This window comes from Actinosynnema sp. NPDC091369 (genome assembly GCF_044757065.1).
Lineage (GTDB): Bacteria > Actinomycetota > Actinomycetes > Mycobacteriales > Pseudonocardiaceae > Actinosynnema.
This window is the reverse complement of the sequence record NZ_JBIVUG010000007.1, coordinates 1-21,865: the sequence shown is the minus strand read 5'-3', so window position 1 is coordinate 21,865 and position 21,865 is coordinate 1. Positions and strand designations below refer to the sequence as shown.

The following is a 21,865-nucleotide window of genomic DNA, read 5'->3' as shown; positions in this document are numbered from 1 at the left end:
ACGCCGCCGAAGAACCTGGGAGCAACACCATGCGCAGGAAGTGGTTCGCCGTCGTCCTCGTGGGCGCACTGGCCGCCGCCGGCTGTTCGAGCGACCTGCCCGACGGGGGACCGGACGCCGCCACGACGACCTCGGCCCGATCCGGGTCGGAGTTCTTCGACCGGGCCGAGTACGAGCGCCAACTGGCGCTGCGCACCGCGCAGCCGGTCGGGTTCGCGGACGCCGGCGCGCCGGCCGGGCCGTGGGAGCAGGTGCTCGACCCGGAGATGGTCGACACGGCGCGGTTCGCCGAGCCGGGAGGCGACCACCACCTGTGCTTCTCCAACGCCTCGGTCGACAACCCGTGGCGGCAGGTCGGGTTGACGACCATGCGGGAGGAGGTGGAGCTGCACCCCGAGATCACCCGGTTCACCGTGCTCGACGCGGAGGCCAAGGACGACAAGCAGATCAGCGACATCCGGTCGTTCGCCTCCCAGGACTGCGATGCGCTGGTCGTGTCGCCGAACACCACCGCGACGCTGACCCCGGCCGTCGAGGCCGCGTGCGCGACCGGCGTGCCGGTGATCGTGTTCGACCGGGGCGTCGACTCCGACTGCCCGGTCACGTTCATCCACCCGATCGGCGGGTTCGCGTTCGGCGCGGACGGGGCGGAGTTCCTGAAGGACGAGGTGAAGGCGGGCGGCAAGGTGCTGGCGTTGCGCATCCTGCCCGGCGTGGACGTGCTGGAGCAGCGGTGGGCGGCGGCGAACGAGGTCTTCGCGGGCAGCGGGCTGGAGGTCGTCGGGGTCGAGTTCACCGACGGTGACGCCGCCAAGACCAAGACCATCGTCGGCGACTACCTCCAGCGGGAGGGCCGGATCGACGGCGTCTGGATGGACTCCGGCGCGACCGCCGTGGCCGCGGTGGAGGCGTTCCAGGACGCGGGTGCGCCGATCCCGCCGTTCGTCGGCGAGGACCAGCAGGACTTCCTGCGGACGTGGGTCGCCGAGGGGATGACCGCGGTCGCGCCCACCTACCCGACGTTCCAGTGGCGCACGCCGGTCATCGCCGCGCTGCGGATCCTGAACGGGCGGGAGGTGCCCCGGGAGTGGGTGCTGCCCCAGCCGAAGGTGACCCAGGACGACGTCCGCGACTACATCGCGCAGGACATGCCGCCGCTGCACTACGCCATGTGCGGCTGCGAGGACATGCCGGGCTACCCCGGTCCGTGGAAGTAGTCGTGGGAGCGGAGGGAGGGACGATGGTGGACGGGTCGACCGGGCTGTGGCTGATCGGCGCGCGAGGCTCCGTCGCGACGACCGCCGTGAGCGGGCTGCTGGCCCTGCGCGCGGGGGTGGTCGAGGCGATCGGGTGCGTGACCGAACGGCCGGAGCTGGCCGGTGTCACGCTGCCGGCGTGGTCGGACATCGTCGTGGGCGGGCACGACATCGCGCAGGGGCCGCTGGAGAAGCGGGCCGAGCTGCTGGCCGAGGGCGGCGTGCTGCCGCACCACCTGCTGGAGTGCGTCCGAGCCGGACTGCGGGAGGTGGACGGCGAGATCCGGACCGCGGACCACGACGGCGTGCAGGCCGACGTCGTCCGGCGGCTGGCGGCCGACATCACCGCGTTCCGGGAACGGCGCGGGCTGGCCCGGGTCGTCGTGGTCGACGTGTCGTCCACCGAACCGCCCGTGCCGGCGCTGCCCGAGCACGCCGACCTGGCCGCGCTGGAGCGGGCGCTGGCCGACCCCACCCGGCGCGTGCTGCCGCCCAGCTCCCTGGCCGCCTGCGCGGCGCTCGCGGCCGGCTGCCCGTTCGTCGCGTTCACGCCCTCGACCGGGATCGCGCTGCCCGCGTTGGACGAGCTCGCCCGGCGCAAGCGGCTGCCCTACGCCGGGCGGGACGGCAAGACCGGCGAGACCCTGCTGCGCACGGTGCTCGCGCCGATGTTCACCGCGCGGGCGCTGCGGGTCCGGTCGTGGGCGGGCACGAACCTGCTCGGCGGAGGCGACGGCGCGACGCTGGAGGACCCGGCGCACGCCGAGAGCAAGCTGAGGTCCAAGGCGAACGGTCTCGCGGCCCTGCTCGGCGGCGAGGTCACCGCGCCCCTGCACATCGACAACGTGCCGGACCTCGGCGAGACCAAGACCGCCTGGGACCACGTGTCGTTCGAGGGTTTCCTCGGGGCGCGGATGAGCCTGCAGCTCACCTGGACCGGCCTGGACTCGGCCCTGGCGGCGCCGCTGGTGCTCGACCTGACCCGGCTGGTCGCCGCGGCCCACGCGGCGGGGGAGAGCGGCGCGCTCGGCGCGCTGGCGTTCTTCTTCAAGGACCCGCTGGGCACCGACGAGCACCGCTTCGCCGAGCAGACCCGCGCGCTGCACGAGTGGGCGCGGGGGCTGGGGTGAGGGCGGGGAGGTTCACCGGGGCGGGGCCACGGAGTTCCGGTGCCGGACGGGCATCGGGACGCGGTGGGTGCGGACGCGCCGGGCGCGGTCCGGTTCGAGCTGCCCGGCGTCGGTGAAGAGGAGGTCGACGGCCTTCGCGCCCAGCTCGTGGTGGGGGAGGGCGACGGTGGTGAGGGCGGGGCGCAGCCAGGAGGCGATGGGGTGGTCGTCGAAGGACACGACCGAGACGTCGTCGGGCACGGTGAGGCCGGCGTCCTGGAGCGCCTGGTAGGCGCCGAGCGCGAGCCGGTCGTCCAGGCAGATCAACGCGCGGGGCCGGGCCTCGCCCAGCAGGTCCGCGGTCGCCGCGAAACCGTGCTCCGGTAACCACCAGCGGCACGGCCGGCCGCTCTCCACCTCGACGCCCGCCTCGCCCAGCTCCTGGCGGATGCCGGTGAGCCGGTCGAACGCCGTGGTGCGGTCCGGTGGGAGGTCGTCCCCGGACGGGCCGACGCCGATGAGGTGGATGCCCTCGCGGTGACCGGCGTCGAGCAGCACGCGCGCGGCGGCACGGCCGGCCCGCACCTCGTCGGGCAGGACGGAGATCAGCGGTGACGGTTCGCGGGGCAGCAGGTTGAGCAGCACCGCGGGTCCGGTGGCCAGCTCGCTCGGGACGGTGGTCGTCCTGGTGTGCGCGGAGGCCAGGACGAAGCCGTCGACCTGGTAGTCGCGCATCGTCCCAATCAGCGTGCGCCGGAAGCCCGCATCGCCCTCGGTCTCGCCGAACAGCAGCGTCACACCGTGCCGACGGGCCGCGCCGAGCGCGCCGGTGATCATGTGGCCCGCGAGCCGCGAGCCGGCGACCGAATCGGACACGAAGGCGATCGTCCGCGTCCTCGCCCCGCGCTGCCCCGCCGAGACCCGGTTGCGGCGGTACTCGAGCTCGGTCGCCGCTTCCCGGACCCGGCGCTGCATCTCCTCGGAGATCCGCAGGTCGCGTCCGCGGCCCGACAGCACCAGGGACACGGTCGTCTGGGAGACACCGACCACCTTGGCCACGTCGGCCAACGTGACCCGTCGTGCGCCCACTGCGGACCTCCCGTTCTCCGAGCCCGGCCACCGCCGCGCGGCGACCGGCGCGTGCGGGCGAACGAGGGACGGGGCCGTGCGGATCGGGAGCCGCCCCTGGGAACGCTCGCCGCCTGTCCTCCGGATGAGTCCGACTCATCACGCCGTGCTAGCTATCCATGACAGCCTGAGCACACGCGTGCCGTCAAGGGAAACCTTGCTATTTCCGGAGATCCGCGATCCGATCCGGTAAGTACTACTCATCGTTCCCTTGAACGCCCGTGATCGGTATGCTGGCTGAAGTCGTTCGCGGGAGCGCGACGACGCTCAGCGGAGCGGCTGTGCGGAGGGGGTGATGTCCTCGCCTGACCACCTAGCGCTCCAACCGGCTCGGATCCCCGTCGTCGGTGCGGCGCGCCAACCACGCCTCGGTGATGTGGTCGAACATGGCTTCGGCCGCACCGGCCGGGTCGTGCGCCGCGATCCGCTCGTAGATCCGGCGGTGGCCCCGGTTCGACGCCACGCACAGGGCGCGCTCGGTCCGGCCCATGTAGCGGGCGGTGGTGATGACCTGGCTCTCCAACGAGCGCACGACACCACGCGCGATCCGGTTGCCCGACGCCCGCATGACCGCGTCGTGGAAGGCGCGGTCCTGCTCGTGGTAGGCGTCGGGGTCGGCGACGAGCTGGTCCATCCGCTCCACGAGGTCGCGTAGCCGGTCGATCGTGTCCTGGTCGGCCGTGCGGGCGGCCACCTGGGCCATGTCCGATTCGAGGAGTCGCCGGGTGACCACGAGATCGTCGAGCACGGCCAGCGTCTCGTCCTCGGCGATGGTGGCCGCGAGGACCAGCTCGTCGAGCATGTTCCACGTCGTCGGGTGGGTGACCAGGGTGCCCGCACCCTGGCGCACTTGGACCAGGCCCTTCTCCTGGAGGACCTTCACGGCTTCGCGGATCACGGTGCGGCTCACCGAGAAGACCTCGCCGAGCGCGGGCTCCGGCGGCAACGCCGTCCCGGGCGGGTGGACGCCGCGGACGATGCGCCCGACGAGCTCCGCGGTGACCGCCTTGGCCAGGTTGGCCGGTCGGCGTGCCCACTCGGGGGCCGCGGGTGGTCCGTCGGTCCGTCGCCGGCCCGCTGCGGTCATCGTTCCTCCGGTTGCGCCGTGCGCCCCGGTGCCTTCAGGGCTGGGGCGAGTATACGGAGCACCGTTGACGTCAGACGTCATACGAGTTACGTTTTCGAGCCAATCGCGCCGAGCGCGGAAACCGCCCGGCCGCCGTCTGGGAAGTGAGCAGCGATGAAGCAGCGCGCACTGTGGTCGGCAGCCGTGGTGTTGGGGTTGGTCCTGGCCTCGGGCTGCGGGAGCGCCACGTCGCCGGGAGCCGCCGGCGGCTCGGGCGACGGGCTGGTGGTCTGGGACTGGAAGTCCGGCGACGCGAGCACGGCCGCGTACCTCGAAAGAGCCAAGGCCGACTTCGCGAAGAGTCACCCGGACGTGGACGTCGAGTTCGTGGCGCAGCCGTTCGACCAGTACTACACCCTGCTCGGCGCGGCCATCCAGGCCGGCAAGGGGCCCGACGTCGTGCTCTTCAACGGCGGCGGCCAACTCCGGGACCGGGTCGACGCGCTGCTGCCGCTGGACGAGCACGTGGCACCGGACCGGCAGCGGCTGGCCGGCTGGGAGGCGTTCACCCGGGACGGGAAGACCTACGCCGCACCCGTGACGCTGCAAGGCCACCCGCTCTACTACAACAAGGCGCTGTACGAGCAGGCGGGACTGGACCCCGAGGCGCCCGCCGACACCTGGGACGACTTCGTCGCCGACTGCGGCGTCATCACCGCCAAGACCGGCGCGAAGTGCTTCGGCGTGGGCAACAAGGAAGGCATCGGCATCCAGTTCTTCCTGTCCGCCATGGGTTCCGCGGTGCTCACGCCGCAGGAGTACGACGACTGGATCGCCGGGAAGCGCGACTGGACCTCGCCGAACGTGAAGCGGGTCTTCGAGCTGTGGAAGCAGGCCGACGACGCCGGCCTGAACAACGACGGGGTCAACTCCACCGCGATGTTCAACGACGCGTTCGCGGTCTTCCAGTCGGGCAAGGCCGCGCACATCATCGGCCTGATGTCCGACGTCGGGCACTGGAAGGACTTCGGCGAGTTCCTCGACCCGGCCGACGTGGGCGTCATGGCGGCGCCCCTGGTCAACCCCGCGGCGACGCCGAGCCTGCCCTACGACGGCGGCATCGGCTACGCGGTCGCCAAGTGGACCCCGGACCCGGAGCGGGCCGCCGACCTGGTGCGGTCGCTGACGTCGTCCGAGGCGTTGGAAGCCTTCCACGCCGACGCGGGCGCGATCACCTCCGACACCACCGTCGACGTCTCCGCGGGCGGTCCGGCCGTCGCCACGATCACCGCCGCGATCAAGGGTGGCAAGCCCGCCCTGCACGTCGCCCTGTCCAGCAAGACGATCGACCTGATGGGCCGCCTCTCGCAGCAGCTGCTCAGCGGCTCGGCCACCGTGGACGACGCCGTGGCGCAGCTGGCGGCCTCCGACAAGGCGAGCTGACCCGTGCCGCCCGGGGGTTCTCCTCCCTCGACCCGCCCGGTGGTCGCCGGGCCGGTCGGGGAGGTGGTCCGAGCACCGGTCCGGCGACCGGCGGGGCGGGCGGGGCGTCGACCCCGGCGCGGGTCGACGTCCGAGCGCCTGGCCCCGTTCGTCCTGCTGGCGCCGGCCGCGCTGATCATCGTGGTGCTGCGCGTGTGGCCGCTGGTGCTCGGGGTGAACTTCTCGTTCACCGGTGACGGCGACCGCAACGGCACGCCGGTCGGCCTGGACAACTACGCCACCCTGTTCGCCGACCCGCTGTTCCGCACGGCGTTGCGCAACGTCGGCCTGCTGGTGCTGCTGCTCCCGGTGGCGGTGGCGATCCCCGGCCTGCTGGCCACGTTCATCCACCTGCGGGTGCCGGGCCACCGGGTCTACCGGGGCGTGTACTTCTTCCCGGCCGTGCTGTCCCCGGTGATCGTCGGGGCGATCTTCACCCTGCTGCTCGCCCACGACGGCCCGCTCAACGCGCTCCTCGGCCGGGTGGGTCTCGGACCGGTCGACTGGCTCGGCGACCCGGACGTGGCGATCTTCGCCGTGGTCGGGGTGCACGTCTGGGCGACGTTCGGCATGGCGCTGGTCGTGTTCCTGGCCGGGTTCTCCACCCTGGACCCCTCGCTGCTGGACGCGGCCGAGGTGGACGGCGCGTCGCTGCCGCAGACCATCCGGCACGTGATCGTCCCGGCGTTGACCCGCACCATCCAGTTCGTCTTCGTCACCACCATGATCGGCCTGCTGACCTCGATGTTCGGCCTGCTGTACGTGATGACCGGCGGCGGTCCCGAGGGCTCCACCTACCTGCCCGAGTACTACGTCTGGGTCCAGCAGGGGCAGTTCAACCAGCCCGCCCTCGCGTCCGCGGCGTCCACCGCGCTGTTCCTGATCATGCTCGTCGTGGGGCTGGCCCAGATCGCCGTCCTGCGCCGCGCGGGCAGGGAGGTGTGATGGCCGGCCGGAGGCTGACGGGCTGGGTCGCCGCGGTGCCGATGGCCGGGCTCGCGCTGGCCACGGTCTACCCGCTGGTGTTCACCACGAACGTCGCCCTGAAGACCCGCCGCGAGTACGTCCTGGACCGGTTCTCCCCGGCCGGCGCGCCGCACTGGGAGAACATCGCCGCGGCGTGGTCGAGCGTCGGGATGTCGCGCTACTTCCTCAACTCGGTGGTCGTCGTGGCGTCCGCGGTGGCGGTGCTGTCGCTGTTCGGCTCGATGGCCGGGTTCGCGCTCGCCCGGCTGCGCTTCCGCGGCTCGTCCGCGCTGCACCTGGGTGTCCTGGCGGCGCTGTTCATCCCGTTCCAGGTGATCATGGTCCCGTTCGCGCGGATCATGGCCGACACCGGTCTCCTCGACACCTACCCGGGACTCGTCCTGGCGTACGTGGCGCAGTTCCTGCCGTTCACCGTCTTCCTGATGACCAGCTACTACTCGGCCGTGCCGCCCGAGATCGTGGACGCGGCGCGGATCGACGGCAACACCGCGTACGGCGTCTACTGGCGGGTCATGCTCCCGATGGGCGCGCCGGCCCTGCTGTCGGTCGGCGTGCTCAACGCGCTGTTCTGCTGGAACGACGTGCTCATCTCCCTGCTCGTGATGCCGTCGGCGGACCATCGCACGCTGATGGTCGGCGTCACGTCGTTGCGGGGCCAGTACTCCGACGACATCCCCGTGTTCGCCTCCGGCGTGCTGATCGCCGCGGTACCCGTCCTCGTCGTCTACCTGTTCCTGCAGCGCCGGATCGCCGACGGCGTCACCGCAGGGGCCACGAAGGGCTGACATGCGCATCACCGGTTACCGGACCCTCACCACCGTCCAGGACTGGGGTCGACCGGTCGGCGACGCCAACGGCGTGTTCGCCGACGGCGTCGTCCGGGTGCCGATCGTTCTCGTCGACACCGACGCGGGCATCACCGGCGTCGGCTTCGGACCGCACGTGGAGATCGACTCCGTCTTCGCCGCCGTCGAGGGCGAGGACCCGCGCGGCGTCACCGCGCTGTACGACCGGATGCTGCGCCAGGTGTTCAAGGCGGGCCACGCGGGCGCGGTGTTCGGCACCATCGGCGCCCTGGACACCGCGCTGTGGGACATCAAGGCGCAGGCCGCCGGCGAACCCCTGTGGCGGCTGCTCGGCGGGCGGGACCGCCGCGTGCCCGCCTACGCGTCCGGTGTGGACATCGGCCTGGGCGACGACGAGCTCGTGGCGCTGTACGGCACCTACGCCGAACTCGGGCTGCGGGTGGCGAAGCTCAAGGGGGGTCTCGACGTCGAACGGGACCGCGACCGCCTCATCCTGGTGCGCGACGTGCTGACCGACGCCGGTCGGGGCACGCGACCGGGCCTGATGCTCGACGTCAACGAGGCGTTGACCCGCAAGCAGGCGGTGCGCCACGTCAGCGAGCTGGAGCGGACGCTCGATCTGATCTGGATCGAGGAGCCGGTCCGGCGGTGGGACGCGGAAGGGCACGCGGTCGTCGGCCGAGGCGTGCGCGCCTCGGTCGCCAGCGGCGAGAACCTCACCGGCCTGGAGCAGTACCGCCCGTTGATCTCGACGGGAGCCGTCGACGTGGTGCAGGCGGCGGCGGGCTGGGGCGTCACGCACTTCCTGCGGGTCGCGGCGTTCGCCCACGCCCACGACCTGCCCGTCAGCCCCATCGGCAACACGCCGGTCGGGTTGCTGCACGCCGCGACGTCCGTGCCGAACCACCTGGTCAGCGAGTTGCAGGAGCTGCGGCCGCCGTCGGGGGTCGCCGTCGACCTCCACGTCGAGGACGGGGCGTTCGTCCTGGGCGACAGCCCGGGGCTGGGCGTCCGCGTGGACGAGGCCGCGATCACCGCGTCCGAGCTGGTCGCCCTGCCGGTGACCGAGGGCCCGCACGTGCGGCCGGAACGCGCCGGGCAGCGCCTGCTGGCGGTGGTGCAGGGCGTCGGCACGCCACCGGAGCAACTGCACCCCGCTGCCGTGCTGACCACCGGTCCGACAACGTTGTCCAGCTGACCGCGGCTCCTAGTCGGTCCCGTCTTCCGCCGTCACGCCCGCGCGTGCGGCGGCCACACCCGCGCCACGCGCCCCTTCGGCGTGCGTCGCGCCACGCCCAAGCCAGGAGGTCCCCTTGTCCGCGTCCTCTTCCTCCGCGCTGCGAAGGCCGCTGTCGGCCGGCGCCGCCGCCGCGGTGCTCGCCGCGCTGGTGACCCTCGCGCCACCCGCGTCCGCCGCCACCACGACCCTCTACGCGTCACCGTCGGGCACCGGCACGAGCTGCTCGGCCGCACAACCCTGTTCGCTGACCGCCGCGCAGGCCGCGGTGCGGTCGCAGAACAGCACGATGTCCGGTGACATCGTCGTGCAACTGGCCGACGGGGTGTACCGGCTCACCCAGCCGTTGCGGCTGACCGCGGCGGACTCCGGCGCCAACGGCTACCGCGTGCTGTGGCAGGCCGCGCCGTCCGCGCGTCCCGTGATCAGCGGCGCCCGCGCCGTCACCGGCTGGTCGGTCGTGGACGCCGGTCGCAACATCTGGCGCGCGACCGTCCCCGCCGGTATCGACTCGCGCCAGTTGTACGTGGACGGCGCGATCGCGACCCGGGCGCGCACCCAGGTCAACCGCGCCGACTTCACCTTCACCAGCACGGGGATGAGGTTCTCCAGCACGGCGCTGACCTACCTGAACACCCTGGCGAACCAGAACCGGGTCGAGGTGGAGAGCGTCAACTCGTTCACCGACCGGTACTCGCCTGTGCAGAGCATCAGCGGGAACTTCCTCACCATGCAGCAGCCCGCGTGGAACAACAACACCTTCGGGTACGACACGCTCAGCCAACCGCACCGGGCGGGCCCGTTGTACCTGGCCAACGCCTACGAGTTCCTGGACTCGCCGGGGGAGTGGCACCTGAACCCGGGCACGGGCGCGCTGTCCTACATCCCGCTGGCCGGGCAGAGCATGAGCACCGCGAGCGTCGAGCTGCCGACGTTGCAGTCGCTCGTGGACGTCGGTGGCACCTACGACGCGCCGGCGCACCACATCTCGTTCAGCGGCATCACGTTCACCGGCACCAGTTGGCTCGGGCCCAGCAGCAACCAGGGTTACGCCGACCAGCAGACCGGCAGCTACCTCGCCGGCACCTGGAACTGGCCCGCCGACCGGCTCACCTCGTGCCAGAACGGCTGCACCCAGTTCGAGGCGGCCCGGCCGCACTGGAACCAGATGCCCGCGGCCGTGCAGGTGTCCGCCGCCGACAACATCACGTTCACCGACTCCCGGTTCGTCAACCTGGGCCAGACGGCCATCGGCATCGGCAACGACGCCAACGCCCACGCCAGCGGTGTCGGCCTGGGCGCGAGCAACGTCACGGTCACCCGGTCCGAGATCGCCCGCGGCTCGGCCGGTGGCGTCGTGGTCGGCGGCGTGCGCGCCGACGCCCACCACCCGGCCGACCAGCGGATGGTCAACCGGAACATCACGGTCAGCCACAACCGCATCCACGACCTGGGCGTGGAGTACCGGGGCAACGTCTCGGTGCTGAACACCTACGTCAGCACCGCCACGGTGGCCCACAACGAGGTCTACAACATGCCGTACTCCGGCATGTCGATCGGCTACGGCTGGGGTGCCAACGACGCCGGCGGCAACACCAACTACGCCAACCGCGGCCTCTACAACTACCAGCCGCGCTACACGACGCCCACCACCGCGTCCAACAACCGGCTCGTCAACAACTACGTCCACGACGTCATGCAGCAGATGAACGACGGCGGGTGCATCTACACCCTGGCGTGGAACCCCGGCGCTTCGATCAGCGGGAACCACTGCCAGCGGACCAACGGCTACTTCGGGGTGTACTTCGACGAAGGCTCGAAGTACTACTCCGTCACGGGCAACGTCTTCAACAACACCGGCACGTGGGCCACCGCCAACTACTGGGGCGGCGAGAACATGGGCAACTGGACGCTCACCGGCAACTGGTCGACCAACGGCAGCACCAACGTGACCAACGGCGACCGGGGCAACGTGGTGTCCGGCAACACCGTCGTCACCAACGGCAACTGGCCCTCCGGCGCGCAGGCCGTGATGGCGAACGCCGGGCCCGCGGGCGGCACCGGCACCGGTCCGCAGAACGCCATGCTCGTGGGCACCCAGTCGGGGCGCTGTGCCGAGGTCGCCTCCGGCGCCGGGAACGGCGCCCAGGCCCGGCTGTGGGACTGCAACGGCGCTCCGAACCAGCGGTGGACCCACACGTCGGGCAAACAACTGGTGGTGAACGGGAACAAGTGCCTCGACGCCAGCGGCGCGGGGACCGCCAACGGGACCGCGGCGATCATCTGGGACTGCCACGGCGGCGCGAACCAGCAGTGGAACGTCAACGCCAACGGCACCATCACCGGGGTGCAGTCCGGGCTGTGCCTGGACGCCAGCGGCAACGGGACCGCGAACGGCACCCTGCTCCACCTCTGGGCGTGCCACGGCGGCACGAACCAGCAGTGGAGCGTGCGCACCTGACCCGAGCGCGCGGGCCGTTGCTTTAGCGCGCCTTTAGCACCTACCGTCGGCACGATTCGAAGCGGTTCGACGCCGCGCACCGCCCCTTCGCCGCGCCCGCAGCGCCCCTGCGGGCGCGGCGCCGCCGTTCGCCTGCCCTCCCACATCGTCGTAGGAGTGACAATGCAGCCTTCACCCGTTCCCGCAGCGGGGTCCGTGCAGCGGTGGTGGCGTTCGCCGGGGGTGGTGCGCGCGCGAGCCGCCGCCGCGCTCGCCCTGCTGCCTGCGGCGTTGCTGACGTGGTCGGCGCCGGTGACCGCGCTGGCGGCCGGCACGGGACCGTGCGACATCTACGCGTCCGGCGGCACGCCCTGCGTGGCGGCGCACAGCACGACGCGGGCCCTGTACGGCTCGTACGCCGGCAACCTCTACCAGGTCAGGCGCTCGTCGGACAGCGCGACCAGGGACATCGGCCTGACCGCCGCCGGCGGCACCGCCGACGCGGCGGCCCAGGACCGGTTCTGCGCCGGCACCACCTGCGTCATCACCGCGGTCTACGACCAGTCCGGTCGGGGCAACGACCTGTGGTACCAGGGATCGGCCGTGGTCCCCGGCTCGCCCCAGAGCAGGCCCGCGGTCGCGACGTCCGAATCGCTGGCCGTCGGCGGAAGCAAGGCGTACTCGCTCTACATCAACCCCGGCAACAGCTACTGGCGCGACGGCCACCTGACGGGCGTGCCGACCGGCGCCGCGCCGGAAGGCATGTACATGGTGACCAGCGGCACGCACGTCAACAACGGCTGCTGCTTCGACTACGGCAACAGCGAGACCACCCGCAAGGCCGACGCGGCCGGCGCGATGGACGCGATCAACTTCAGCACCCAGTGCTGGTTCGGCGGGTGCTCCGGCACCGGCCCGTGGGTGCAGGCGGACCTCGAGTGGGGCCTGTTCCCCGGCGGCAGCCAGTCGTGGAACCCGAACCAGCGCGCGTTCACGAGCAAGTTCGTCACCGCGATGCTGAAGAACAACGGCACCACGCGGTTCGCGCTCAAGGGCAGCGACGCGCAGGCGGGCGGCCTCACCACGCTGTGGGACGGCGCGCTGCCCAACGGGTACAGCCCGATGAAGAAGCAAGGAGCCATCATCCTGGGCAGCGGCGGCGACTGCTGCAAGCCCGACGGCGGCGCGAACCTCAGCGCGGGGACGTTCTACGAGGGGGCGATGGTCGCGGGCTACCCGTCCGACGCGACCGAGAACGCGGTGCAGGCCAACATCGTCGCGGCCGGGTACACCACCGGCGGCGCCACCACCCCGGGTGGCGCGGTGCGCGCGGTCGGCGCGGGCAAGTGCCTCGACGTGCCGAGCGGGACGGCGGGCACGCAGGCCCGGATCTGGGACTGCCAGGGCGGCGCGGGCCAGACCTGGACCCGGACGTCCTCGGGCCAGTTGACCGCGTACTCGGGTTCCGCCCAGGTGTGCCTCGACGCCTATGGTCAGGGGACGACCGCCGGCACGCGTGCGGTCCTCTGGTCGTGCAACGGCCAGGCCAACCAGCGGTGGAACGTCAACGCCGACGGCACGATCACCGGCGCGCAGTCCGGCCTGTGCCTGGACGTGTCCGGCGCGTCCACGGCCAACGGGGCGCAGGTGCAGCTGTGGACCTGCCACGGTGGCGCCAACCAGCGGTGGGCCGTCGGCTGACCCCCCACCACGGATTCCCGACTCGACGGCGGTCCGGCACACGGGTGCCGGACCGCCGCTCACCACGAGGAGTGCAAGTGCGACAACGCGTCAACAGATTCGCCGCCCGCGGCGCGGCCCTGATCACCGCCGCGCTGGTCACCGCAGCGCTGCTGCCCGCAGGTCCCGCGGCCGCGGAGTCGAACGGCGGGGTGCGGGTCATGCCGCTGGGCGACTCCATCACCGAGGGGACGCAGGTGCCCGGCGGCTACCGGATCGGGCTGTGGCAGCGGTTCGGGGCGGGCAACTACCGGGTGGACTTCGTCGGCTCGCAGTTCAACGGCCCCGCCTCGCTCGGCGACCACGACCACCAGGGTCACCCGGGCTGGCGCATCGACCAGATCGACGCCAACGTGGTGACCTGGCTGCGCAACACGAACCCGCGCACGGTGCTGCTGCACATCGGCACCAACGACATCCTCCAGAACTACAACGTGGCCAACGCGCCCGCCCGCCTGTCGGCGCTGGTCGACAAGATCACCGCGACCGCGCCGAACGCCGACGTGTTCGTCGCGACGATCATCCCGCTGGCCAACTCCGGGCAGGAGGCCGCCGCCCGGACGTTCAACGCCACGATCCCCGGCATGGTGCAGGGCAAGGTCAACGCCGGCAAGCGGGTGCGCCTGGTGGACATGCACGCCGCGCTGACCACGGCCGACCTCATCGACGGCGTCCACCCCACCGCCACCGGCTACGACAAGATGGCCGCGACCTGGTACGCCGCGCTGCGCGCCGTGCCCGGCAGCATCGGCGACCCGGTCGCGTCGCAGGGCAGGCAGGTCGTGGGCGTGGCGTCGGGGCGCTGCCTGGACGTGCCGGGTTCCACGACCACCAACGGCACGCAGCTCCAGCTCTGGGACTGCCACGGCCAGCCCAACCAGTCGTGGACGCACAACTCGTCGCGCCAGCTGGTCGTCTACGGCACCAAGTGCCTGGACGCCTACGGCCGGGGCACGGCCAACGGCACCCAGGTGGTCATCTGGGACTGCCACGGTGACACCAACCAGCAGTGGAACGTCAACGCCAACGGCACCATCACCAACGTGCTGTCGGGCCTGTGCCTGGACGCCTACAACCTCGGCACCGGGAACGGCACCAAGCTGGTCCTGTGGTCCTGCTCCGGCCAGCCGAACCAGCAGTGGACGATGCGCGCCTGAGACGGGCAGAGGCGGGGGACGACAGGTCCCCCGCCTCCACCGGCGCCGGCTCAGCCGACGCGGACGAGCTGCCACTGCTGGTTGGTGCCGCTCCAGTCGCTGTACTGGACGACGTTGGCGCCGTCGGCCGCGGAGGAGCCCTGGACCTCGACGGCCTTGCCGCTGTTGCGGTTGAGCAGCCGGAAGTAGCCACCCGACTCGACCGCGCGGAACTGCTGGTTCGTGCCGCTGTGGTCGGTCCACTGCTGGAGCGCGACGCCGTCGGCGGTCGACGAGTTCGGCACGTCGAGCACCTTGCCGGAGTGGCGTGACTTGACGCGGTAGTAGCCGCTGCCGGAGTCCAGGAACTGCCACTGCTGGTTGGCGCCGTCGTTGCGGCTCCACTGGGTGATGCGACCGCCGTCGTTCGTGGCCAGGCCGTACACGTCCAACGCCTTGCCGCTGTTGCGGTTCACCAGCACGTACCACGCGCTCGGGTCGATGACCCCGGGCTGGGGCGTGGTGCCGCCGTTGAGCGCGTTCAGGACGGCGGTGTAGGCGGCTTTCTTGTTGCCCGAACCGTCGAAGAGCAGCGGGGTGCCGTAGGAGCGCCAGGAGTCGGTGTCGCGGATGCCCCAGACGGTGATGCCGGCACAACGGGTGACGGCCAGGCAGGCTTTGACGACGCGCTCGTAGTTGGCCGCCTGGGTGGAGCCGGAGCCTTCGATGTCGAGCTCGGTGATCTGCACGTCCACGCCGAGAGCCGCGAAGCTCGACAGCGTGGTCTGGTAGTTGCTCGGCACCGGGCTCTGGCTGTTGAAGTGGGACTGGAGGCCGACGCAGTCGATCGGCACACCGCGCTGCTTGAAGTCCTGGACCATCCGGTAGACGGCCTGGGTCTTCGCGTGGGTCCAGTCGTCGGTGTTGTAGTCGTTGTAGCAGAGCTTGGCGTTGGGGTCGGCGGCCCGTGCGGCGCGGAACGCCGCCTCGATCCAGTCGTTGCCCGTCCGCTGGAGGTTCGAGTCACGACGCGCACCCGAACTGCCGTCCTGGAACGCCTCGTTCACCACGTCCCAGGCGTAGATCTTGCCCCGGTAGTAGGTGGCGACCTGGGTGACGTGGTTGAGCATCGCGTTGCGCAGCGCCGAACCGCTCATGTTCTGCATCCAGCCGGGCTGCTGCGAGTGCCACGCCAGGGTGTGGCCGCGCACCCGCTTGCCCTGGGAGCGGGCGAGGTTGACGATGCGGTCGGCGTTGCCGTAGGTGAACTGGTTCTGGTTCGGCTCGGTCGCGTCGATCTTCATCTCGTTCTCGGCGGTGACCATGTCGAACTCCCGTTGCAGGAGCCCGGCGTAGGTCGAGTCGCCCAGCCTGCCCGCGGCGACGGCCGTGCCGAAGTACCGGCCCTTCTCCGCCGCCGCGGCGGCGAGCGTCGCGCCCGCCGCCTGGGCCGAGCCGTGCAACGCCACCATGGTGGCGACCAGTCCCGCGACGAGCAGCAACGCCGTTGTTCTGACCGCTCGTAGTGAAAGGTCCATCACATGCCTTTCGCGAGGTGTCATGCTGTTATCGCTAACAAAGGTGCGGATTTCCGCTGGGTGGAGGGATTGCGCGGAGAGGCGGCCACCACGGCCGCGAGCCCGGTGCGCTCTTGAGACTGTGAACGACCCCTGCATGGCCGGTCAAGCGGTGGCGAAATTGTTTCGTGCAGGTGAGTAGTGTTGGCAGTGGTCTGAACGGAGCAACTTTCCGGCAGTGGTGGCCGGGCGGCGCGGCGATAAGACCTGGTCTGGACTCCGCTCGGTCGATCTGCTCAAAGTTAGCGCTCACATTTAGCTTTGACCTGCCTCCGGGCGCATAGTTCCATGGGCGTGACCCCGGTAGTGCGCACCGCCGACGGTGTTCCGGTCGAAACCGAAGGGACGACGATGTCCGCTGGCACACGCCGACTCCTGCACCTCGCCGCCGCGGCCGCCGCCGCGCTCGGCCTGGTCACCGCGGCGCCCGCCGAGCCCGCCGCCCAGGCCGCGCCGGGCAGCCCCGCGCTGACGCCGCCGATGGGCTGGAACAGCTGGAACAGCTTCGGCTGCGGCATCACCGAGGCGCAGGTCCGCCAGGCCGCCGACGCGATGGTGAGCTCGGGGATGCGGGACGCGGGGTACCAGTACGTCGTCGTGGACGACTGCTGGTTCGACCCGCAGCGCGACGCCCAGGGCAACCTGCGCGCCCACCCGACGAAGTTCCCCAGCGGCATGAAGGCGCTCGGCGACTACATCCACGGCAAGGGCCTGAAGTTCGGCATCTACCAGGCGCCGAACGAGAAGACGTGCGCCCAGGGCGTCGGCACCCACCCCGGCTCGACCGGCAGCAAGGGCCACGAGGTCCAGGACGCCCGGTCGTTCGCGTCGTGGGGCGTGGACTACCTGAAGTACGACTGGTGCTCGGGCAGCGGCACCCGGGACGAGCAGGTCGCCCGGTTCACCATCATGCGGGACGCGTTGCGGGCGACCGGCCGGCCGATCGTCTACAGCATCAACCCGAACAGCTTCCACGCGCCCACGGGGGACAAGTACAACTGGGGCGAGGTCGCCGACCTGTGGCGGACGACCGAGGACCTGCTGGACATCTGGCAGAACGGCAACACCAACAGCTACCCGATGGGCGTCGGCAACGTCCTGGACGTCACCGCCCCGCTCGCCGTCCAGTCCGGACCCGGGCACTGGAACGACCCGGACATGCTGGTGGTGGGCCGTCCCGGCCTCACGTTGACCGAGTCGCGGTCGCACTTCGCGCTGTGGTCGTTGATGGCCGCGCCCCTGATGGCGGGCAACGACATCCGCACCATGTCCGCCGATGTCAGCGCGATCCTGCGCAACCCGCGACTGCTGGCGGTCAACCAGGACGGCCTCGGCGCGGGCGGTCGGCGGGTGCGCGACGACGGCAACACCGAGGTGTTCGCCAAGCCGTTGAGCGACGGTTCGGTGGCCGTGGGCCTGTTCAACCGGGGCGGCGGCACCGCGACGGTGTCCACCACCGCGGCGCAGATCGGTCTGTCCGGCAGCTCGTTCGGCCTCACCGACCTGTGGACCGGGGGCACGTCGACCACCTCGGGCTCGATCTCGGCGAGCGTGCCCGCGCACGGCGTCGCGGCGTTCCGCGTCTCCGGCGGCAGCCCGGTCCCCGCCACCACGTCCCGGCTGCGCGGCGCGGGCTCGGGCCGGTGCCTCGACGTGGACAACGCCTCCACCGCCGCGGGCGCGGCCACCCTGCTCTGGGACTGCCACACCGCCGCCAACCAGCAGTGGACGAGCTGGGCCGGTGGCGAGATCCGGGTGTTCGGCGACAAGTGCCTGGACGCCTACAACCAGGGCACCACCAACGGCACCCGCGTGATCACCTGGTCGTGCAACGGGCAGGACAACCAGAAGTGGACCCTCGGCTCCGACGGCTCCCTCCGCAACACCAGGTCCGGGCTGTGCCTGGACGCCGAGCAGGCCGGCACCGCCAACGGGACGAGGCTGATCCTGTGGACCTGCAACGGGCAGGCCAACCAGAAGTGGAGCCGCGCCTGACGGTGGCGTCGAGCGGCGCGCCCGCCCTCCGGCCTCGTCGCACCACGCACCCGTCGGCACCGCTCCGGGACCCGGCCCTTCGCGAACGGCACCGCGAAGGGCCGGGTCCACCCCGCATCGACCGGTCCGGGCCCTCCGCTGCCCGGGAGAGGAACACCGTGCGCACCGCCCGCGAGCCCGTGATCGGCAACCCCGTGATCGGCGGATCCCACCCGGACCCGAGCGTGTGCCGGGTGGGCGAGGACTACTACCTGGTGTGCTCCAGCTTCGAGTACTTCCCGGGCGTGCCGATCTTCCACAGCCGCGACCTGGTGCGCTGGCGGCAGGTCGGCAACGTCCTGGACCGGCCGGAGCAGCTGCGGCTGCCCGCCGGCGCGTCGTCCGCGCGGGGCATCCACCAACCCACGATCCGCCACCACGACGGGCGGTTCTGGGTGATCGCGCGGGACCTGTCGGCGGGCGGCACGTTCGTCGTCACGACCGAGCGCCCGGCCGGTCGGTGGTCGGACCCGGTGTGGCTCGACCTCCCGCGCGCCGCGCCCGACCTGGCCTGGGACGACAACGGCGACTGCTGGTGCGCCACGACCGACGGGCGCGCGGCCAGGGTGGACCCGTGCCGGGGGACGGTGCTGGAAGGCCCGTGGCCGGTGTGGGAGAACGGCACCCCGCACCCGAGAGCGCCCCACCTGTACCGCATCGATGACTGGTGGTACCTGATGTCCGATCGCGGCCAAGCGCCGGCCGTGGCCCGCGCGCGCACGCCCCGCGGGCCGTTCGAGCTCGCGCCGGGCACCACCGCCGACACCCCGGGGTCGATCCGGGTCAGCGGTCGCGCGGACCTCGTGACGACGCCCGGAGGGGCCTGGTGGCTGGTGCGGCCGGGTACCCGCGAACACCCGTCGGGCTTCCACGTGCTGGGGCAGGAGGTGTTCCTGACGCCGGTGCGCTGGCGCGACGGGTGGCCCGTCGTGGACGAGGTGACGGCGACCGCGCCGGGGGAGTCGCCCGCGCCGCCGCACCCGCCTCGTGACGACTTCGACGAGGTCGCGCTGGCGCCGTTCTGGATCTCACCCCGCGGGCTGCCGGATGGGTCCTGGTCGTTGACCGAACGGCCGGGCTGGCTCACGCTGCGCGCCACCGGGGACACCCTCGACCGCCCCGGCTGCACGTTCGTCGGCAGCAGGTTGCGGCACCTCGACTCGCGGGTGTCGGTCCGCCTGGACCCCGGCACGGCGCGCGCGGGCCTGAGCATCCGGCGCGACGAGGCGCACCGCTACGACTTCGAGGTGGTGCCCGGTCGGGTGGACGTGATCGCGCGGATCGGGCCGGTGCGCCAGGTCGTGGCGAGCCGCACCAGAGCTCCCGGGCCGATCACGCTCACCGTCCGCACCCGCACGACGGACCTCGTGCCGCCCTCGTTCGTGCGCCCGACCGACGAGCACGCGGGCGTCGAGCCCTCCGGGCCGGACACGATCGCGTTCCACGTCGACGACGATCCCGGCCCGCTGGCGGAGCTGGACGGGCGGTACCTGTCGCCGGAGGTCACTAGCGGGCTGGCCGGTCGGGTCGTCGGCATGTACGTCACGCGCGGGGTCGCCGCGTTCGACTGGTTCGACTACCGCGGCTTCGCCTGAGCGCGCAGCCGCCGTGTGCACGCTAACAAAAGTAACTTAATAAAGGGTTCATATGGCTGAACTGTGCGCTATTTCGATCCACAACACCACTTGACACGCTGGTCAGCGTGCGCTGCGAAACCTTTGCGGACGGGTGGTCGCTAAAGTTAGCGCTAACAGGTTTAGCGTTCCGATCAATTGACGGCGCTGTCGGCCGTCGTTACATTCGAGCCGCGGTGCGCACCTTTCCCCGCACTTCTGGGAGCGCTCCCGGAATGCCTTCATCCGCATCACAGCATCGACGCTGCGAGGACCCTGTATGACTGCAACGAAACTGGCACGCGGCGGCGCCGCTGCCGCGGCCCTGACCCTGTGCTCCGGGTTGCTGATTTTGGCGAGCACCTCGGCCGACGCGGCCCCCGGCTGCTCGGTCGACTACCGGGTCAACCAGTGGGACAGCGGCTTCACGGCCAACGTCACGCTCAAGAACCTCGGGGACCCGATCACCGGCGGGTGGACCCTGGAGTGGGACTTCGCGGGCAACCAGGCCATCACCAACGGCTGGAGCGCGACCTACTCCCAGACCGGGCAGCACGTGAGCGCGAAGAACCCGTCGTGGGCGGGGAGCCTGCCCACCGGTGGGAGCGCGACCATCGGCTTCAACGCCTCGTACTCGGGCACGAACGCCCTGCCTACGTCGTTCAAGCTCAACGGCACCACGTGCGGCGGCGGTCCGACGGACACCTCGACGTCGACGTCGACCTCCACTTCGACGTCGACCACCACCACGACCACGACGACCACCACGACCTCGACCACCCCGGACAACCCCGGCGGGCACGTGGCGAACCCGTACGTGGGCGCGAAGGGCTACCTGAACCCGGACTACGTCGCCAACGTCAACAGCCTGGCCGACGCGACCGGCGGCGCTCTCGGCACCTCCATGCGCAAGGTCGCCCAGAACTCGACCGCCGTGTGGATGGACCGCATCGGCGCCATCACCTCCGGGCGCGGGCTGACCGGTCACCTCGACGAGGCGCTGCGGCAGTCCGCGGGCGGCACGCCGGTGGTGATCCAGGTCGTCGTCTACGACCTGCCCAACCGCGACTGCGCCGCGCTGGCGTCCAACGGCGAGCTCAAGGTCAGCGAGAACGGCCTGGCCCGCTACAAGGCCGAGTACATCGACCCGATCGCGTCGATCCTGGCCGACCCGAAGTACCGCTCCCTGCGGATCGTCGGGATCATCGAGCCGGACTCCCTGCCGAACCTCGTGACGAACCTGAGCAAGCCCAAGTGCGCCGAGGCCAGCTCCAGCGGCGCGTACGTCCAGGGCATCCAGTACGCCCTGAACAAGCTCAGCGCGATCCCGAACGTCTACAACTACGTGGACATCGCGCACTCCGGCTGGCTGGGCTGGGACACGAACATGGGCCCCGCCGTGCAGCTGATCGCCACCACGATCAAGGGCACCACCAAGGGCGTCAACAGCGTGGACGGGTTCGTGTCCAACATGGCGAACACCTCGCCCACCGACGAGGTCAACCTGCCCGACTCGGGCCTCACCGTCGGCGGTCAACCGCTGCGCTCGGCCGCCTTCTACCAGTGGAACCCGTACTTCGACGAGGCCGACTTCGGCACCGAGATGCGCAACCGGTTCATCGCGGCCGGTTTCCCCAGCGGCATCGGCATGCTGATCGACACGTCCCGCAACGGCTGGGGCGGCCCGAACCGGCCCACCGGCGCGAGCGGGTCGACGGTGGACGCCTACGTGAACTCCGGTCGCGTGGACCGCAAGCTGCACCGGGGCAACTGGTGCAACCAGGCGGGAGCCGGCATCGGTGAGCGGCCCACGGCCGCGCCGCGCGCGGGCTTCGACGCCTACGTGTGGATCAAGCCCCCGGGCGAGTCCGACGGCATCGCCACCAAGACCGACGGTCCGAACGAGGAGGGCAAGCAGCACGACCCGATGTGCGACCCGGCCTACCGCGGCGACGACCAGGCCAACGGCGGCAACCTGACCGGCGCGATGGCCGGCGCACCGCACGCCGGTGTCTGGTTCCCCGCCGGGTTCACCTCCCTCGTCCAGAACGCGTACCCCGCGCTCTGAAAGGTGTGGTCACCATGACTCGCAAGAAGCAGACAGCGGCAGCGTGCCTCCTCTCGAGCGCGCTGCTGGCCGGAGCCGCGGCTCTGGTGGTCGGCGGCGCGACGACCGCGCAGGCGGCCGACTCCGCGTTCTACGTCGACCCGAACACGTCGAGTGCGAGGTGGGTCGCGGCCAATCCCGGTGATT

The 21,865-nt window shown here is 71.4% G+C and carries 15 protein-coding genes; 12 read left to right on the top strand and 3 right to left on the bottom strand.

The window, feature by feature from the left end; translation table 11 throughout:
* Window positions 1-29: 29 nt before the first annotated feature.
* Both ACIQMJ_RS26210 and ACIQMJ_RS26205 read left to right on the top strand, forming a co-directional pair.
* Window positions 30-1,217, top strand: a complete 1,188-nt coding sequence (locus ACIQMJ_RS26210; RefSeq protein ID WP_499763637.1) for a substrate-binding domain-containing protein — start codon at window positions 30-32, stop codon at window positions 1,215-1,217.
* 23 nt (window positions 1,218-1,240) lie between these two features.
* The gene (locus ACIQMJ_RS26205) at window positions 1,241-2,386 is read left to right on the top strand and encodes an inositol-3-phosphate synthase (RefSeq protein WP_499763636.1); all 1,146 of its coding nucleotides are present in this window, start codon (window positions 1,241-1,243) and stop codon (window positions 2,384-2,386) included.
* A 12-nt stretch (window positions 2,387-2,398) separates the two neighbouring features.
* Here ACIQMJ_RS26205 and ACIQMJ_RS26200 read toward each other — a convergent pair whose 3' ends face one another.
* Together ACIQMJ_RS26200 and ACIQMJ_RS26195 are read right to left on the bottom strand one after the other, a co-directional pair.
* Entirely contained in the window at window positions 2,399-3,454 is a 1,056-nt protein-coding gene (locus ACIQMJ_RS26200; protein WP_499763635.1) for a LacI family DNA-binding transcriptional regulator, read from the bottom strand.
* Window positions 3,455-3,806: 352 nt separating this feature from the next.
* A complete protein-coding gene (locus tag ACIQMJ_RS26195) occupies window positions 3,807-4,580 on the bottom strand; it encodes a FadR/GntR family transcriptional regulator (protein ID WP_499763634.1) in 774 nt (257 codons plus the stop codon).
* 153 nt (window positions 4,581-4,733) lie between these two features.
* On the opposite strand from ACIQMJ_RS26195, the gene ACIQMJ_RS26190 reads away from it, so the two are divergent.
* The 7 genes from ACIQMJ_RS26190 to ACIQMJ_RS26160 all read left to right on the top strand — a co-directional run bounded on the left by ACIQMJ_RS26190 (window position 4,734) and on the right by ACIQMJ_RS26160 (window position 14,408).
* Window positions 4,734-6,002 (top strand): ABC transporter substrate-binding protein, encoded by a 1,269-nt coding sequence (locus ACIQMJ_RS26190; RefSeq protein ID WP_499763633.1) that lies wholly within the window; start codon window positions 4,734-4,736, stop codon window positions 6,000-6,002.
* 63 nt (window positions 6,003-6,065) lie between these two features.
* Window positions 6,066-6,986 carry a carbohydrate ABC transporter permease gene (locus ACIQMJ_RS26185; RefSeq protein WP_499763632.1) on the top strand — a complete coding sequence of 307 codons (921 nt, stop codon included), beginning with the start codon at window positions 6,066-6,068 and terminating at the stop codon, window positions 6,984-6,986.
* On the top strand, window positions 6,986-7,813 hold the full coding sequence (locus ACIQMJ_RS26180; protein ID WP_499763631.1) for a carbohydrate ABC transporter permease: 828 nt from the start codon (window positions 6,986-6,988) through the stop codon (window positions 7,811-7,813). Before ACIQMJ_RS26185 ends, ACIQMJ_RS26180 begins: the two co-directional genes overlap by 1 nt.
* A 1-nt stretch (window position 7,814) precedes the next feature.
* Window positions 7,815-9,032 carry a mandelate racemase/muconate lactonizing enzyme family protein gene (locus ACIQMJ_RS26175; protein ID WP_499763630.1) on the top strand — a complete coding sequence of 406 codons (1,218 nt, stop codon included), beginning with the start codon at window positions 7,815-7,817 and terminating at the stop codon, window positions 9,030-9,032.
* A gap of 115 nt (window positions 9,033-9,147) precedes the next feature.
* On the top strand, window positions 9,148-11,532 hold the full coding sequence (locus ACIQMJ_RS26170) for an RICIN domain-containing protein (RefSeq protein WP_499763629.1): 2,385 nt from the start codon (window positions 9,148-9,150) through the stop codon (window positions 11,530-11,532).
* A gap of 162 nt (window positions 11,533-11,694) precedes the next feature.
* A complete protein-coding gene (locus ACIQMJ_RS26165; RefSeq protein ID WP_499763628.1) occupies window positions 11,695-13,212 on the top strand; it encodes an arabinofuranosidase catalytic domain-containing protein in 1,518 nt (505 codons plus the stop codon).
* A 77-nt stretch (window positions 13,213-13,289) separates the two neighbouring features.
* Entirely contained in the window at window positions 13,290-14,408 is a 1,119-nt protein-coding gene (locus ACIQMJ_RS26160) for a ricin-type beta-trefoil lectin domain protein (protein WP_499763627.1), read from the top strand.
* Between the two features lie 50 nt (window positions 14,409-14,458).
* Here the strand turns inward: ACIQMJ_RS26160 and ACIQMJ_RS26155 are convergent, their stop codons facing one another.
* Window positions 14,459-15,925: a glycoside hydrolase family 10 protein gene (locus ACIQMJ_RS26155; RefSeq protein ID WP_499763626.1), complete on the bottom strand. Its 1,467-nt coding sequence runs from the start codon at window positions 15,923-15,925 to the stop codon at window positions 14,459-14,461.
* Window positions 15,926-16,315: 390 nt separating this feature from the next.
* Between ACIQMJ_RS26155 and ACIQMJ_RS26150 the strand changes: the two genes are divergently transcribed.
* From ACIQMJ_RS26150 to ACIQMJ_RS26140, 3 genes are all read left to right on the top strand, one after another.
* Entirely contained in the window at window positions 16,316-17,959 is a 1,644-nt protein-coding gene (locus tag ACIQMJ_RS26150; RefSeq protein WP_499763625.1) for a glycoside hydrolase family 27 protein, read from the top strand.
* Between the two features lie 158 nt (window positions 17,960-18,117).
* A complete protein-coding gene (locus ACIQMJ_RS26145; RefSeq protein ID WP_499763624.1) occupies window positions 18,118-19,593 on the top strand; it encodes a glycoside hydrolase family 43 protein in 1,476 nt (491 codons plus the stop codon).
* 298 nt (window positions 19,594-19,891) lie between these two features.
* On the top strand, window positions 19,892-21,679 hold the full coding sequence (locus tag ACIQMJ_RS26140; RefSeq protein ID WP_499763623.1) for a glycoside hydrolase family 6 protein: 1,788 nt from the start codon (window positions 19,892-19,894) through the stop codon (window positions 21,677-21,679).
* Window positions 21,680-21,865 lie beyond the last annotated feature (186 nt).